Origin of the sequence: Paracoccus kondratievae, from assembly GCF_009301415.1 — a bacterium.
GTDB lineage: Bacteria > Pseudomonadota > Alphaproteobacteria > Rhodobacterales > Rhodobacteraceae > Paracoccus > Paracoccus kondratievae.
In genome coordinates this window covers 263,658-278,959 of the sequence record NZ_CP045073.1, presented here as the reverse complement: position 1 = coordinate 278,959, position 15,302 = coordinate 263,658, and the positions used below count along the sequence as shown (strand labels likewise).

The following is a 15,302-nucleotide window of genomic DNA, read 5'->3' as shown; positions in this document are numbered from 1 at the left end:
CGATACCGTGGCTCCCCCGCACCTGCGGGGATAGACCCAGACCCGGTCGCTGTCGGCGACGGCCTCATCCGGCTCCCCCGCACCTGCGGGGATAGACCCGAATCACGTCGAGACGTTCGGTGTTCGTCAGAGGGTAACCGTCCGGCCTGACCGCCCTGCCGCGTGCTGAGGGTGCGGGATAGTGTCCACCATCGATAGTGGACACTATGGTGATGGCGTGGCGCGTCGGACGAAGCGGCTCTGGACGGATGAGGAGAAGCGGTCGATCTGTTTCCAGACGGCTGCGCCGGGCGTTTCGGTAGCGCAGGTGGCGCGACGCTACGCGGTCAATGCGAACCTGATCTTCAAGTGGTTGCGCGATCCCCGCTTTGCGCCCGACCCGGCGTCGGTTCCGGCCTCGTCGGAGGAGGCGCGCTTTTTGCCGGTAGAGATAGTCGCGGAAGAGCAAGCACCTGCGGCAGCGCCTGTCGCCGAGAACCGCATCGAGATCGAGCTGGCCGGCGGTCACCGGATGCGGATCAGCGGGAGCTATGATCCCGAGGCGCTGGCGCGGCTGATCCGGGGTCTCACGGCGTGATCCCGGTTCCGGCCACTACGAGGGTCTGGCTGGCGGCCGGGGTGACGGACATGCGCAAGGGCTTTGCAGCGCTCGCGGCGCAGGCCGAGGCCGTGCTGAAGCAGGACCCGTTTGCCGGGCATCTGTTCGTGTTCCGGGGCCGTCGTGGCGATCTGGTGAAGGTCATCTGGTGGGACGGGCAAGGGGCTTGCATGTTCATGAAGCGGCTGGAGAAGGGGCGGTTCGTCTGGCCCTCGGCGAAGGAAGGCAAGGTGGCGCTGACGCCGGCGCAGCTGTCGATGCTCCTGGAAGGGATCGACTGGCGCGCGCCGGAGCGGACCTGGAGGCCCTTGGCGGCAGGCTAATCCAAGGGGCATGCAATCGCAGGATTCCCACAAGGAATCCCGTGAGATAGACTTCTCCCATGCTCGATCACACCCTGACCTTGCCGGACGACCCCGAGGAGCTTCGCAGCTTCACCGCGCGGCTTCTGGCCGAGGTGAAGGCGCAGGCGATCCTGATCGAGAAGCTGCGCCACCAGTTGGCCGGGCACCGGGCGCAGCGGTTCGGAGCCTCGTCGGAGACGGCCGAGCAGCTGCAACTGGCGCTCGAGACCAGCGAGATCGCCGCTGCCGCGATGACGGCGCGGATGAAGCTGCCGGACATCGAGGAGAAGGACCGCCCCAAGCGCCGGCCGATCCCGGATCACATCCCGCGGATGGAAGTGGAACTGACCCCGGGCGCCGAGGCCTGCGCCGATTGCGGCGGGCGGCTGCGCCGATTGCGGCGGGCGGCTGCGCCGGATCGGCGAGGATGTGACCGAAGAGCTGGAGTATGTGCCGGGACGCTTCATCGTGAACCGGATCGTGCGGCCCCGGCTGACCTGCGCCTGCTGCGAACGGTTCGTCCAGGCCCCGCTGCCGACGCGCCCCATCGAGCGCGGCCGTCCCGGGCCTGGCCTGCTGGCCCATGTCCTGGCCAGTAAATATGCCGACCATCTTCCCCTCTATCGCCAGAGCCAGATCTTCGAGCGCGAAGGTATCGACCTCGACCGCTCTACTCTGGCGGACTGGGTCGGCAAGACCACCGCCCTGCTGGAACCGCTGTCCGAGGCCATCGGGCGCCATGTCCTGTCGGCCGAAGCGATCTTCGTGGATGACACGCCCGTTCAGATGCTGGCGCCGGGCACCGGCAAGACCCAGACCGCGCGGCTCTGGACCTATGCCCGTGACGAGCGCCCCTGGGGCGGGGATGCTCCACCAGCGGCATGGTATCGGTTCTCCGGCGACCGGAAGGGCCAGCACCCCAAGGATCACCTCGCCCGGTTCCGCGGCTGGATGCATGCCGATGGCTATGCCGGGTTCGAGGACCTCTATCGCTCCGGAGCCATCCGCGAAGTTGCCTGCATGGCTCATGTCCGGCGCAAGTTCGTCGACATCCACCGGTCGCAGGCGTCCCCCATCGCCGAAGAGGCCATCGCCCGGATCGCCCAGCTCTACGCCGTCGAGAAGGAGGCCCGAGGCTCGCCGCCTGACCCTCGCGCGCAACTCCGCCGCGCCCATGCCGCCCCGGTCTTCGACGATCTCGAGGTCTGGCTGGCCATGCAGCTCACCACGATCTCGGGTAAATCCCCACTCGCGGCCGCCATCCGCTATGCGCTAACTCGCATGGAGCGCCTGCGCCCCTACCTTGATCACGGCATCCTCGAGCTCGACAACAACGCCGCCGAACGCGCAATGCGCGCCATAGCCCTCGGGCGGAAGAACTACCTCTTCTTCGGATCAGAAGCGGGCGGCAAGACAGCTGCCATCGCCTACACGCTGATCGAAACCGCCAAGCTCAACGCAATCGATCCCCACGCCTGGCTCGCCGACACCATCGCCCGCATCCCAGACTACAGGATCACCAAGGTCGACGACCTGCTGCCCTGGCGATGGAACGGGTAGCGGTCAGGCCGGACGGTTACGTCAGAGGCTCCCCCGCACCTGCGGGGATAGACCCGCAGTCTGGCGGTCGGTGTGTCGAGTGTCCATGGCTCCCCCGCACCTGCGGGGATAGACCCCAGCAAGCGCAGGCGATCCTGCAAGCCCGGATGGCTCCCCCGCACCTGCGGGGATAGACCCCTCCCCCGGGCGTCAGAAGGGCCAGAGGCCCAGGCTCCCCCGCACCTGCGGGGATAGACCCCGGATCGCCCCGCCCTTCTTCGATCCCAGCACGGCTCCCCCGCACCTGCGGGGATAGACCCTTGCCTTGAGCCGGCGTCCCCGACCTCGAGGCGGCTCCCCGCACCTGCGGGGATAGACCTGTTACCCGTGCATTGTCCCTAGGACCACCTCTCAGCAGCCAGATTTGCCGTCCCACGGACGAACGACCGCTGTCGGGAGCGCTGCCCCGCAGCATTGGCGCGGGTCGACTGTCAGCTAAGGTCGGATGCGATGGCGCCCGTTGCTGGGCTCGAGTGGCAGCCCCCTAGTTGACCGATCTACCGACCATCATAGGGTACTTCAGCGAGAGCACGCCGATAACGCAGGCTGTATTCCGTGTGCTCCCAGACCGCATCGGCAATATCTCCTCCCGTGTACTGGGCAGATGGATTTCCCGTAAGCTGACGTCTTTCTTCACGTTCAGCCAGCACCCTGATGACAACTTCTTGGATGTCGTTGTAGGAGAGCCGTTCCTCACCGGCGTGGATATGCTTCGCAAGGTACTCCGCTAGCCGAAATGCGTCGTCAAGGATCGGCCCATGGTCGATGTAACGTGTGCGCCCGGTCAGGATGAACTCGGCATCAACGTCGGTTGTTGCCGCGATTCGTCTCAGCACTTCGGCGGGCACCTTGGCCGTTTCCTGCGTTTCGTAGGAAATGTAAGTGCGCTTCGGGATGCCCAGCCGCTTCGCCATCTTTTCTTGAGAGATACCTTTAGGCCCGATCTGTTGCCTTACTTGCCTGAGGATAGCGCCGACCGGCGCGACAGGTGCGCGCTCACTCTGCACGTCTGGCGAATCAAAATCGGCGGTTATCCAATCGTCCCAGTCGAGATCGTCATCATCAAAGCTGAAATCCACGGCTGCTTCAGGCAGTTTCCCGTCCATCTCGCGACATCTCCCTGCAAAAGGTGCAAGTTCCTGCACTAAAATAAGGACCATTTTCCAAAGTCTTGACCAAAGCGAACCTTGCGTGGTCTCCAGCCTACAGGAAAGGAGACCTGCCATGTCGAAAATTTTCGATCTGGGCCGCACACCCGAGGAGTGGTCGGCAAAGCTTCGCCCGCGCGGTGTCGAGCTGTCGCCACGGACGCTAAGGTCCAAGGCGCGGGAGCACGGACAGTATTTTTCCATCGGGCGCGCAATCTTCATCACCCCCGATCAGATGGATGAGATCCTGCTGCGGGAAGCCGACCGCACATCGCGCTTTGCTGAGCTTCAGCACAACAGCGGTTCGAAGGGGGGATGACATGCCGGCACCAACTACTACTCAGGCTGCGATCCGCCGGGCGCTTGAGGCGGCTAAAGATATCGGGCTGAACGTCGCTGGCTATACTGTGGCGAAAGACGGTACGATTTCTGTGACGTTAGCCGGGGCCGAGGCTGGACAGCATGCACGCCCCGCGCCCCGCCAGATCGCCCCGAAATCCTGGGCAACGAGGTAGACCGTGAGAGTGGACTTCCCCGGATTGTTGATCGAGAGCCATCGCAACGGCACTCCTCGCTATCGCGTCCGCGTCGAGGGCCGGAAGCATGTTCGTATTCACCTTCCGGTCGGACCGGAGGACAAGGATTTCGCCAACTACTATCACGCTGCGCGAGCAGGCGAGAGATGGCTTCCATCTGAGCCGAAGGCGGTCAAGGGCTCGATTGACTGGCTCTGCGCCGAATACCTGTCCTTTGTTGCGCGGATGGTCGAAGCCGAGCAGATGTCGCCCGCAACGCTGAAGCAGCGGCGCAGTGTCCTGCGCCGCCTCTGCGACTATTCGGGCGAGGGCAGTGTGCGCTATGGCGATTTCGACATGGATGCCCCCGCTGCCGCTTTCATCGAAATCCGGGATGCCTGGGCTACGCATCCGGGTGCTGCGAACAATCTCATAAAGACTGTTCGGGCGGTCTATACGTGGGCGCAGGAGCGCGAGTACATCGGGCACAATCCGGCGGCGGCGATAAAGGCCATCAACGTCAATCCTGCTGGTGGCGCCGTCCCTTGGTCCGTTGCCGAACTGAAGAAATTCCGCGAACATCATCCGAAGGGAACAGCAGCGCATCTGTGGCTGACGCTGCATGCCTTTACGGCGTGCAGGATCGGGGATGCGATCTGGTTGGGGCGCGCGCAGGAAGTGATGCGCGACGGGCAACTCTGGCTGGGCTGGCAACCCAGAAAGCGCGGATCGGCCTTCGTTTCCATCCCCATGATGCCGCCCCTGATCGCGGCAACTCGTGCAGCCAACGGCCCGGCATACCTTCTGAACGAAAAGGGTAAACCCTTCGCCAGCGTCGAGGCGTTGCGCGTGCGTGTCCAGCGTTGGTGCAGCGCGGCAGGGATACCAGATCGCTCGTCCCACGGCATCCGCAAGGCGGTAGGCGAACTGATGGCCCAAAACGGGTGCTCGCAGTATCAGGTCATGGCTGTCATGGCTCATACCCAGGCCAAGACCAGCGAAATCTACACCAAGGGTGCTGAGCGACAAATTCTTGCGGCGGATGGCGTTAAGGTGCTGGCCGCGCTAGACTGGTGAGTGTCCCGCAGCATGGATTTGCGGGACACATATGGCAACAATCACTGAGGGAAATGAGGGAATGGGATTCCAGGGTCGCCCACCACTTCTTCTGAAAACTGAACGAAATCAACGAAGTGGTGTCCCGTATTCGTGCAATGCGGCACCATGCAAATCAATGGGTTATAACGCAGGTGTTCCGCAGTTTTGCGGCCTGACCTCTGCGCAAAAGAAAACCGCCGGAGGAGCTGGCACTCCATCCGACGGCACTGTCAAAGGGCTTCTGACAAAAGAATATGTCACAGCTTTTCGCCGCGTAACCCCATGGGGAGGTGCGGCATAAGCTGGAAGGTTGCGAATCTGTGTGCCGGGAGGCGCTTCGGCAGTCCGGTGCGAAAGCAGATCATCATGTTTCTGGCCGACAAGGTCAGCGATGACGGGTCGGGCATATGGTGTTCCACGGGAAGGATCCAGCGGCATACCGAGCTTGGCGAAACCACCGTCAAGCGCACGATCAACGAGTTCCTGAACGAAGGCATCCTGATCGAGACCGGCCGCCGTGCCTGCAAGAACGGTTTTACCGTCGTCTATCGCATTTCCCTTGCCGCCGTCCGCACCCTGGAGGGCATTGCCGAACCCGATGATGAGACGGGGTCCGCTGCGGACCCGGTACCCCGTCCACACACTGTTGAGCGTCGTGGAATAAGGCCCCCGCTTCTGGTGTGATCGGCGTCCCAAATGGACCCCACCGACCGGGGTTTGGGTCCATTGTGCTTCCGAGGATTATCGGAGGCCGAGCGCGGGATGCTGATCGTGGAGACAATCGCAAAAATCAGGCGGCTGCATTTTACCGAGGGCAAGGGGATCAAGACGATCTGCCGCGACCTGAAGCTGTCGAAGAGTGAGGCGTGAGCCGCCATCGGTCCGAGGCCACGCCGAACGGTGCGCAAGGTGATCCGCACCGGGGTAGCGGAGTTCACCTACGCCCGGACGGTTCAGCCACGCCCGAAACTGGGCGCCTGGCTTGAGGAACTGAGCCGGCTGTTGGCGATCAACGCGGCTCGTGGGCGCCGGGAACGCCTGACACTGATCCAGATCTACGAGGAACTGCGCGGTCTCGGGTATGAAGGCGGGTATGATGCGGTCCGCCGCTATGCCTCGGTCTCGGGGCGCGCACTCAAAGCTCCGGTGCCTCGTCCGCCTTCGTGCCGCTGAGTTTTGCCCCCGGCGAAGCCTATCAGTTCGACTGGAGCCACGAGGTTGTCCTGATCGATGGGGCGACCACCACGATCAAGGTGGCGCATGTTCGCCTGTGCCACAGCCGGATGTTCTTCGTGCGGGCCTATCCGCGCGAGACGCAGGAGCCTCAGCCATCGGGCTCGAACCGATGGCGCCGCGATGGCTTCGATGTTCGATGCCCATGATCGGGCTTTCGCCTTCTTCAAGGGCACCTGCACCCGCGGGATCTACGACAATATGAAGACGGCGGTGGAGACCATCTCCACCGGCAAGGAGCGCCTCTGCAATCGTCGGTTCCTGCAGATGGCCAGCCACTATCTGGTTGAGCCCGTCGCCTGCACCCCGGCATCGGGCTGGGAGAAGGGTCAGGTGGAGAGCCAGGTCGGCACGGTCCGCCAGCGGTTCTTCTCACCCCGGGTCAGGGTCAAGAGCTACGAGGAACTGAATGCCTGGCTGCTGGACAAGTGCATCGCCTCGGCCAGGAGCAGCAAGCATCCCGAACTGACGGACAAGACCGTCTGGCAGGTCTTCCAGGAAGAGCGCGCGCACCTCGTCCCTTATGCCGGGCGCTTCGACGGCTTCTCGGCGGTATCGAAGACCTACCTCGTGCGGTTCGACAACAACAAATACTCGGTCGCGGCAACGGCTGTCGGGCGGCCGGTCGAGATCCGGGCCTATGCGGAGCGGATCGAGATCCGGCATGGATGAGCCATGCCCCGCCATTGGTTCGAGGGGCATTGCGAACGGCTGGTCGGGGACCATCCCCGTCACTTCGGGCGGGGCCGGGCAATCTACAATCCCTGGCACTATGTGCCTGTCCTGCTTCGCAAACCCGGGGCGCTGCGCAATGGCGCACCGTTCAAGGACTGGGTTCTGCCCGGCGCCCTCGAGCAGATCCGCCGCAAGTTGCAGGGGTCGTCGGATGGCGACCGCCAGACGGTGAAGATCCTTGGCGCCGTGCTGACAGAGGGGGTTCCCGCCGTGCAGAAGGCCTGTGCCGAAGCGCTCTCGCAGGGCGTCCACTCCGCCGATCCTCAGCCATCGGGCTCGAACCGATGGCGCCCGATGGCTTCGATCCTCAACATCCTGTCCCGCAGGCGCGACCCGGAGCCGCCACCCTTGCTGCTCACCTCTCCGGCCCTGCGCCTGACCCATGAACCGAAGGCCGACTGCGCCCGCTATGACCCGGCTCGCGGAGGGCCGGCTGATGGATCGTGCAGAGATCATGGCAGCGATGGGCGAGTTGAAGCTCTATGGCATGCGCGCCGCCGCCTACGACGAACTCATGGCGGTGGCTGTGCGTCGCCAGCATGAACCCCGTCAGATCGTGGGCGAACTGCTGGCCGCCGAGATCAACGAGAAGAAGGCGCGGTCGGTCAAATACCAGATCACCACCGCCAAGCTGCCCTATGCCCGGGAGATCGAGGAGTTCACCTTCGATGACACCCCGATCAACGAGACGCTGGTGCGTGATCTGGCCAGCGGCGAATTCCTCGGCCAGCAGCGCAATGTCGTGCTGGTCGGCGGCACCGGGACCGGCAAGACCCATATCTCCGTAGCGATCGCGCGAGCCGTCATCCGCAACGGCGCCCGGGGACGCTTCTTCAATATTGTGGATCTCGTGAACAGGCTGGAGGCCGAGGTCCGTGCAGGGCGGGCGGGCCGCCTGGCCGAACATCTCATGCGACTCGACTTCGTCATCCTCGATGAACTCGGCTACCTGCCATTCGCCCAATCCGGCGGCCAGTTGCTGTTCCATCTGGTCAGCAAGCTCTACGAGCAGACTTCCGTCATCGTCACCACCAACCTCGCATTCGGCGAGTGGCCGACCGTCTTCGGAGACGCGAAGATGACCACCGCGCTGCTCGACCGTCTCACTCACCATTGCGACATCGTCGAAACCGGAAACGACAGCTGGCGCATCAAAACACGAGCCTGAACACCCCCGAAACGCAGGCCCGCGTCGGCTGCGCCAGCTGGAAAGCTACGCCGCCACGGGCCTGCTCACCACATCGCCAGAGGGGTCCCTTTGGGACGCCGATAAGGGGCCACCATGCAACGCCGATTGACAATGCAGACCTCTCCGAACGCAGCAAGATTGCCGCCTATGTCCTTGATTCCGAGATCGAACGGCGAACAAAAGTTGTCAAGCAACTCCCGAAAACCGTCAAACTGGCAGATGGGATCATATCCTTATGTGCGCTAGCGCACTGAATTAAAAGAAAAAAATGGTGCCCGGAGGCGGATTCGAACCACCGACACGCGGATTTTCAATCCGCTGCTCTACCAACTGAGCTATCCGGGCCCGCAGCTTTCTGCTTTGGACAGGCGCGTTGTTAGGGCAGTGCCGCGCCGGTGTCCAGTGCCAAAAAGCGAAATTTTTCACTCTTCCTTGTCAGGATCAACAACCGGCTCGCCCGGGATGCGATAGTCGCCCCGCAGCCAGCGTGCCAGATCGACATCGGCGCAGCGGCGCGAACAAAAAGGGCGATAACGCTCTGAGGCGGGCTTGCCGCAGATCGGGCATTTCATGCCTTGTCCTCCGCTCTGGCCAGCCGCGTCAGCGGGATACGGTCACGCTTGCGGCTGATCTCGTAAAGTCCCATCGCGGTCCAGCCGATCAGCACCGTCTCGGTCGTTTCCGAACGGAAGGCCGCGCGCAGGACCTGGTCCAGCGTCCCGCGATCCCGCTTGGGCATCGGGGCAAAGTCGACGACGATCTGGCCACCCAGGCCGCGCAGACGCAATTGACGGGGCAGGTCCCGCGCCAGGGCGATATTGGCCTTAAGCCCGGCAGCAGGCGAATGGTCACTGCCAGTGTTCACGTCGATCGCAACCAGCGCCCGCAGGGCCTCGATCTCGGCCCAGGCGCCGCCACCCAGATCCACGCGCGGACGCAGCATTTGCTGGACCATCGCCTCGGCCCCGGTAATTTCGAAGGCGTCGGGGCCGTCCTCGACACTGTCCGGTGCGGGATCTGCCCAATCCAGCCAGGCCAGCTCAGCCGGCGCAGGTGCATCGAGCAGCAGTTCGGGCTGCCCCTCCCGGTCGGCTAGAATAGCAGCTGCAAGTTCAAGAATCTCAGCCAGTTCAGTGCTGATCTCATCTTCGGCCGCCTCTGCCGAAATTGAGCGAAAGACAATGCCGGGCGGGTCGGTGATTTCTGTTAAAGCGGCTTTGCCCAGACTGACAAGGTTTTCGCGCAGCTCATCATCACGGATGCGGCGCGAGACATTCACGCCCGGCGCGCCCGGGGTCACGATGACATGGCGGCCACGAAAATTCAGCCGGGTTGAGACGGGAATCGCCTTGCCCTCTTCGGCGCTGCCGCTGACCTGCACAAGCAATGATTGCCCCTCGCGCAAACCGCTGCGGTCACGCAGAAAGCCGCGCGCATCGTCAGGCAGGCGCAAAAACACGCCGCCTTGTCCCTTGACCAGCCGATCAACCTTGGCGCGGCAGATCGCACCGGGGGCAAGCGGCATCGCATCGCCAAGGTCGATCAGCAGATCCTCAAGCCGGCCGTCCAGCATCAGCGCGGCCGCTTCGCGACCAAAGACCTGTCCCAGAACGATCAGGCGCCCCTTCATGCCATCTTTCCCTGAATTCCGATTGCAGCGAGCAGGCTGGCCGTTTCCGCCAGCGGTAGCCCGACCACGCTTGTGTAAGAGCCTCGCATCCATAATGCAAAGGCAGACGCGCGGCCCTGAATGGCATAGCCGCCCGCCTTGCCCTGCCATTCGCCGCTGTCAAGATATTCGTCGATCGTCCCGGCGGTCAGAGGGCGGAAACGGATAACCGTTTCGACCAGCCTTTCGCGCAGCCGCCCGTCATGGGCAAGGGTGACAGCAGTCAGAACCCGATGCCGGCGACCCGAGAGAAGCTGCAGATAGCACCGCGCCTTTGCCAAATCGGTGGGTTTGCCCAGGATTCGACGGCCCGCGACCACGACTGTGTCGGCGCATAAGACAGCGCCATTGGTCGAGCCGATCAGCGCCTCTGCCTTTTCGCGGGCCATGCGGCGGACGTAATCGCGCGGTAACTCACCACGACGAGGTGTCTCGTCGATATCGGCGGGTTGGATATGGGCAGGAGTAACGCCGATCCGCGCCAGAAGCTCAAGCCGGCGCGGGCTGGCCGACCCCAGGACCAAGGCAGGTGCCGGACGCTGCATTTTTACAGCAGGCGACTGGGCATCATGCGCCTCGCGGGCGGTCGCATCTTCTGACGCGCCCGCTGCAATCAACTCGCGTGCGAGAGCGTCTGTGCCCTTACTTGAAGCGGTAATTGATCCGCCCCTTGGTGAGGTCATAGGTGTTCATTTCCACCTGAACCTTGTCGCCAGCGAGGACGCGGATGCGGTTCTTGCGCATCTTACCTGCCATATGTGCGATAATCTCATGGCCGTTTTCTAGCTCGACCCGGAATGTCGCATTAGGCAGGAGTTCCTTCACGACGCCGGGAAATTCGAGCATTTCTTCCTTGGCCATGTTGTCTCCTGTAGGGGTGCCCCGCCCGGTGGCGGGCGCATGCTACATGCGTCCTGAGGGGTAATTTTTCAAGGGGAATCTGGTCTTGCCGGGGGATTCCATACTGTGTGATGGTATTAGAACGGCCAATTTTGCCTGAATGTGGCCCTATTGTGACGAAAAGGCATGAACGGCATCGCGATTAACCGACCTTGGTCAGGGGCGTGGTTGGACGGAACGGATCCTCCAGGTCCGCGTCAGCCAGCATGGATACATCCTCTGCCTGCCGCGCAGAAGTGCCCAACGATGCCGTCACCGCCTGTGTAAAGCTGTTGTCATCGGAACGGCCAGGGATATCCGTAGCGATGAGGGACCCATCTTTGTCACCAGCCTGCAGCCGGATGGCGTGGAGGCCATCTTTCTCTCCCAGTTTTCCTTGCAAGATCAATTGTCCGTAGGGGGATTCGATCCTTGCCTCATTCAGTGAGTTCCGCGGCAGGGACAGCAATGCGCCCGGAGTGAGTGCACGCAGCTCGTTCAGGCTGATCTTGCGACGGCAAAGGACGCTGACAAGCGGTAGCGGAGTCTCCTGCACGATCCCCGCCAATGTGCTGGCTGTTTTTACAACCTCGTGTGCTTCGGCAAGCGGCGGGGACGCGATTGGTTCTATGTGCTGCAGAGCTATGTGGTCGGGCAGAGTCTGGCGCGTGTCGGCAGGGGCGGGCAGGGCAAGCAGCAGGCTGCCCTGACGCTGCTTTTCCGGGCCGATGTGAAATTGCAGACTTAGCCGGGTCATCCTGCCCTCTTCCAGCATCAGGGCCAGCAGGCGCGGTTCGTCTATATGGGTCAGATAGCGAAATGCGCTGAAATCTGGGCTATCAGGATGGGTGCCGCATTGGCGAGAAAGCTCGGTTAACAGCGTCTCAGCAAAATCTGCGGCAATCGTTGCATCCGTGCGGGTCGGCCTGCGCGGTGATATTGGGCGTGCCGTCACCCGGCCGATCGCCTGCATCTCGATAAGCGAGCCCAGCAGCGACGGGCAGATTGCCACCACACCAAGCATGTCCTGCCGCCCCTCGACCACCGATAGAAGCGCGCGTTCGGGTAGCAGTTCTTGCAGCTCTGCCGAGGTGGTTTGTGCCAGTTCAACCTTTTCGACCAGCACGGCCAGCCGCGCCTGCTTTTCAGCAGCGCGGGCGAATGCGGTCGCAACCGCGCTTTCAAGCTGCAGTTCGGCAACCTGATACCCAGAGGTTCCGGCATCTGATCGCATCCGGTCGCGCTGAGTGATCCAATGACGCAAGACCATGGCGGATCCGCCCGTTTGCCCCGCTGTCCGCCCCGGATCGCCTGATTGTTCCTGTGCCGTATTGTTCATGCCTGACCGAATCGATGCCGCCTTGGGGGCAGATTGGCACAGACTGGTTGCGAAAAGGTTTAACCCGTCAAATCGTCAGGACTTTCCGGACGTCGTGGAGGCCGAGACGGCAGAGAGAGGCGAAAACAGGCGCCGCCCTGACCGGGCAGGTAGCTGATCGAACCTCCAAGGAAACCCATGATTTCCTTGCAGATTGCCAGTCCCAGCCCCGCGCCCCCAGCCCGCGCGGGATCGTCCAGCCGCGCAAATTTCTCAAAGATCAGCGCCCGGCTTTCCGGATCAATCCCCGAGCCGTTGTCGTGAATGTCGATTTCGGTCCAGCCTTTTGGGGTGCGGCGGGTCTCGATCCGGATCACAGGTTCTGCCGCGTCGCAATATTTGCGTGCATTCGAGACGACGTTGATCAGCACCTGCAGCAGCCGGTCGGGGTCAGTGATCACCGGCAAATGCTCGGCAATCGGATTGCGACGGATTGAAAAATCACGCTCGGCGGCCACAGCCCCAGCGGCTGCCAACGCCCGGTCGATCAGATCGTGAAGGTTGATCACTCCGGGCTTGAGCTGCGCGCGACCCGATTCCAGCACCGATAGATCCAGCAGATCGTCAAGCAGCCGCGTCATGCGCACCGCCTCGTCCTGAATGATTCCAGCAAAGCGGGCGCGGTCTTCGGCGGGCAGCTCGGGCTCCATAAGAATTTCGGAAAAGGCGCGGATCGAGGTCATGGGCGTGCGCAGCTCATGGCTGATCTGGCCCAGAAATGCGTCCTTTTGCGCGGAAAGCGCTGTCAGCTTTTCGTTGCTTTCGCGCAGCATCGCGGCTGTGCGGGCAAGTTCGGCCGAGGTGAGCTCAAGGCGGCGGTTATCCTCGCGCGCGCGGCTGGCCTCGCCTGCGACCTCCATGAGATCGGCGACGGTTACGCCGCCACGACCACCGACGCGGGTCATCAGAGCCGCTGCGGTCGCCGCGCCGACGGTGCCGGCGAGGTGGCGTTCAAACTCGGTCAGGAAGCGCGGCGTCAGATCGGGCAGATAACCGGATTTTCCCTGTTTTTCCGAGGCTTTGCGAAAAACGTCAAGCGCGTGTTCATTACCCCAGATCCGCCCGGCGAGGGTCAGCAGCGCCTCGGCATGTGCGGCGGGCGCGCTGTCACTTGCGGCGGGATCGGGTGCGATGGCGTGAACGAAAGACAGAGATTGCAGCCGCTCAGCCGGTTGGGGAAAGTCCAGCAGCGATATCAGGATCAGCAGCGACAGGTTCACCGCCAGCGCAAGCAGCACCGCCCCTGCAAAGGGGTCGATGCCGGCCGGCATGGCGGGATGGTCGAAAAGACCAAGCGAAGGCAGAAAGACCGTGCCAGCCCAGATCAGCGTGCCGGCGACGATCCCGGCGATGGCTCCGCGCCGGGTTGCGCCGCGCCAGATCAGCCCGGCAATCATCGCAGGCAGCACCTGCGCCATACCCGAGAATGCGACCGTGCCCATAGCGGCCAGTGCCGTCGTGCCACCAGTCATGCGATGATACAGCCACCCCGCCCCGATGACCGAGACGATGGCCAGCCTGCGCGCGTTCAGCATCAACGCGCCGAGATCCTCACGCGATTGGGGCGGCTCGGACAGCGCCGCCTGTCGCAGCCAAAGCCACAGGGGCACAAGCCAGTGGTTTGCCATCATCGTCGACAGGGCGATGGCGCTGACCACAACCATCGACATGGCCGAAGAAAAGCCGCCAAGGAATACCAGCGCCGCCAGCGTCTCGCGCCCCTGCGAAAGCGGCAGGGCGAGAACATAAAGATCGGGATTCGAGCCTTTGGGCAGCAGGTCCGCGCCAACGACGGCGATGGGCAGGACCAGAAAAGACATTGCAGCAAGATAGGCCGGAAAGGCCCAGCCGGCCTGCCGCAGGCGGTCTTCGTCGCTCGCCTCGACCACGATGACGTGGAACATGCGCGGCAGGACCATCACCGCCGCACCTGAAAGCAGGATCAGCGTGAACCAGCGGTCGGGGCGGATCTGCCAGCCTTCTCCTGCGGGTGAGTTCGCCATGTTGTCGATGCGTGCCAACACATCTGCGGGACCATCGGCGATGCCCCAAAGCACATAGGCCCCGACGGCGACAAACGCGGCGAGCTTGACCACAGCCTCGACAGCGATTGCGATGACGACGCCATGGTGCCGCTCATTTGCGGCAAGGTTGCGGGTGCCAAAAAGAATGGCAAAGGCGGCAAGCCCGACCGCCACCCATAATGTGACATTGCCGGGCAGAGGATGGCCGCTGGAGGCAAAGGCCGACAGGGCCATCGACACTGATTGCAGCTGCAGCGCGATATATGGCGTTGCCGCCAGCACCCCGATCAGCGTGACCAGCGCGGCGAGCCCGGCAGATTTACCAAAACGGCTTGAGATCAGATCGGCGATCGAGGTCACGCGATGCAGCCTTGCGATGCGGACGAGGCGCCTGAGGCCCCACCATGCCCCGGCAAAGACGATGCCAGGACCAAGGTATATCGTCAGAAACTCAAGCCCCGAGCGGGTGGCATAGCCGACCGCGCCGTAAAAGGTCCAAGCCGAGCAATAGACCGAAAGCGACAGGGTGTAGATCACTGGCCGGTCCATCCAGCGCCAGCGTCCGCGCGCAGCGGCGCGATCGGCGGCATGGGCCAGCAGGAACATCAGCGCCATATAGACGACCGAGGCTGCGCCAAGCGTTTCAGGCGTCATCCTCGTCCTCCGTCCGGCTGCGGGCGATGGCGCGGTGCAATCCGGCGGTCACGGCAATGGTCAGCGCCCAGCCTGCCGCCAGCCAGACCGCGCCGCGCGCAAAGCTGAAGTATTGCGGCAGCCACATCGGTGGCAGCAGCGTCAGCAGTGCGAAAAGCACGGGCAGCACCCGGGTCGCATCGCCAAGCCGGCGCTTGCGATAGGCGCTGCGGCCAAGAAACAGGCGGCGCATACGCAAG

Annotated in this window: 15 protein-coding genes, 1 tRNA gene, 2 pseudogenes and 2 CRISPR repeat arrays (1 of these 20 only partly in view); of the genes and pseudogenes, 9 read left to right on the top strand and 9 right to left on the bottom strand. The window is 63.2% G+C overall.

Annotated features, from left to right (window positions below; all coding sequences use genetic code 11):
* A CRISPR array of direct repeats spans window positions 1-99; the repeat unit is 29 nt; unit sequence GGCTCCCCCGCACCTGCGGGGATAGACCC (it extends 1,760 nt beyond the left edge of the window).
* Window positions 100-181: 82 nt separating this feature from the next.
* The 3 genes and pseudogenes from tnpA (at window position 182) to tnpC (ending at window position 2,502) form a co-directional block, all read left to right on the top strand.
* A complete protein-coding gene (gene tnpA / locus F8A10_RS12725) occupies window positions 182-577 on the top strand; it encodes an IS66-like element accessory protein TnpA (protein WP_028714526.1) in 396 nt (131 codons plus the stop codon).
* Window positions 574-921, top strand: a complete 348-nt coding sequence (gene tnpB / locus F8A10_RS12720; RefSeq protein ID WP_028714527.1) for an IS66 family insertion sequence element accessory protein TnpB — start codon at window positions 574-576, stop codon at window positions 919-921. The genes tnpA and tnpB overlap by 4 nt, the downstream gene beginning before the upstream one ends.
* 59 nt (window positions 922-980) lie before the next feature.
* Window positions 981-2,502, top strand: a pseudogene (gene tnpC / locus F8A10_RS12715) (IS66 family transposase).
* A 26-nt stretch (window positions 2,503-2,528) separates the two neighbouring features.
* Window positions 2,529-2,861: a CRISPR direct-repeat array (repeat unit 29 nt; unit sequence GGCTCCCCCGCACCTGCGGGGATAGACCC).
* Window positions 2,862-3,038: 177 nt separating this feature from the next.
* On the opposite strand, the gene F8A10_RS12710 reads toward tnpC, so the two are convergent.
* Complete coding sequence (locus F8A10_RS12710; RefSeq protein WP_058096044.1) at window positions 3,039-3,647, bottom strand: helix-turn-helix domain-containing protein; 609 nt, start codon at window positions 3,645-3,647, stop codon at window positions 3,039-3,041.
* Between the two features lie 118 nt (window positions 3,648-3,765).
* On the opposite strand from F8A10_RS12710, the gene F8A10_RS12705 reads away from it, so the two are divergent.
* The 6 genes and pseudogenes from F8A10_RS12705 (at window position 3,766) to istB (ending at window position 8,438) form a co-directional block, all read left to right on the top strand.
* Window positions 3,766-4,008 (top strand): hypothetical protein, encoded by a 243-nt coding sequence (locus tag F8A10_RS12705; protein ID WP_028712135.1) that lies wholly within the window; start codon window positions 3,766-3,768, stop codon window positions 4,006-4,008.
* A 1-nt stretch (window position 4,009) separates the two neighbouring features.
* Window positions 4,010-4,204 carry a hypothetical protein gene (locus F8A10_RS12700; RefSeq protein ID WP_152367522.1) on the top strand — a complete coding sequence of 65 codons (195 nt, stop codon included), beginning with the start codon at window positions 4,010-4,012 and terminating at the stop codon, window positions 4,202-4,204.
* Between the two features lie 3 nt (window positions 4,205-4,207).
* Window positions 4,208-5,281 carry a tyrosine-type recombinase/integrase gene (locus F8A10_RS12695; RefSeq protein ID WP_152367521.1) on the top strand — a complete coding sequence of 358 codons (1,074 nt, stop codon included), beginning with the start codon at window positions 4,208-4,210 and terminating at the stop codon, window positions 5,279-5,281.
* Between the two features lie 387 nt (window positions 5,282-5,668).
* Entirely contained in the window at window positions 5,669-5,986 is a 318-nt protein-coding gene (locus tag F8A10_RS12690) for a hypothetical protein (RefSeq protein ID WP_227493498.1), read from the top strand.
* A 78-nt stretch (window positions 5,987-6,064) separates the two neighbouring features.
* A pseudogene (istA, locus tag F8A10_RS12685) lies at window positions 6,065-7,813 on the top strand (IS21 family transposase).
* Window positions 7,707-8,438: an IS21-like element helper ATPase IstB gene (istB, locus tag F8A10_RS12680; RefSeq protein ID WP_152367520.1), complete on the top strand. Its 732-nt coding sequence runs from the start codon at window positions 7,707-7,709 to the stop codon at window positions 8,436-8,438. Before istA ends, istB begins: the two are co-directional and overlap by 107 nt.
* 290 nt (window positions 8,439-8,728) lie before the next feature.
* Here the strand turns inward: istB and F8A10_RS12675 are convergent.
* From F8A10_RS12675 to F8A10_RS12640, 8 genes are all read right to left on the bottom strand, one after another.
* A tRNA-Phe gene (locus F8A10_RS12675) sits at window positions 8,729-8,804 on the bottom strand.
* Window positions 8,805-8,881: 77 nt separating this feature from the next.
* Entirely contained in the window at window positions 8,882-9,031 is a 150-nt protein-coding gene (locus tag F8A10_RS12670) for a DNA gyrase inhibitor YacG (protein ID WP_010397450.1), read from the bottom strand.
* Complete coding sequence (locus F8A10_RS12665) at window positions 9,028-10,089, bottom strand: ribonuclease E/G (RefSeq protein ID WP_152367519.1); 1,062 nt, start codon at window positions 10,087-10,089, stop codon at window positions 9,028-9,030. Before F8A10_RS12665 ends, F8A10_RS12670 begins: the two co-directional genes overlap by 4 nt.
* Window positions 10,086-10,673 carry a Maf family protein gene (locus F8A10_RS12660; RefSeq protein ID WP_085501903.1) on the bottom strand — a complete coding sequence of 196 codons (588 nt, stop codon included), beginning with the start codon at window positions 10,671-10,673 and terminating at the stop codon, window positions 10,086-10,088. The genes F8A10_RS12665 and F8A10_RS12660 overlap by 4 nt, the downstream gene beginning before the upstream one ends.
* A gap of 97 nt (window positions 10,674-10,770) precedes the next feature.
* On the bottom strand, window positions 10,771-10,989 hold the full coding sequence (gene infA, locus F8A10_RS12655; protein ID WP_010397442.1) for a translation initiation factor IF-1: 219 nt from the start codon (window positions 10,987-10,989) through the stop codon (window positions 10,771-10,773).
* A gap of 181 nt (window positions 10,990-11,170) precedes the next feature.
* Window positions 11,171-12,133 carry a FliM/FliN family flagellar motor switch protein gene (locus F8A10_RS12650; RefSeq protein WP_227493497.1) on the bottom strand — a complete coding sequence of 321 codons (963 nt, stop codon included), beginning with the start codon at window positions 12,131-12,133 and terminating at the stop codon, window positions 11,171-11,173.
* Between the two features lie 272 nt (window positions 12,134-12,405).
* Window positions 12,406-15,063 (bottom strand): ATP-binding protein, encoded by a 2,658-nt coding sequence (locus F8A10_RS12645; protein ID WP_152367517.1) that lies wholly within the window; start codon window positions 15,061-15,063, stop codon window positions 12,406-12,408.
* Window positions 15,053-15,295: a hypothetical protein gene (locus tag F8A10_RS12640; RefSeq protein WP_010397428.1), complete on the bottom strand. Its 243-nt coding sequence runs from the start codon at window positions 15,293-15,295 to the stop codon at window positions 15,053-15,055. The genes F8A10_RS12645 and F8A10_RS12640 overlap by 11 nt, the downstream gene beginning before the upstream one ends.
* Window positions 15,296-15,302: the final 7 nt, after the last annotated feature.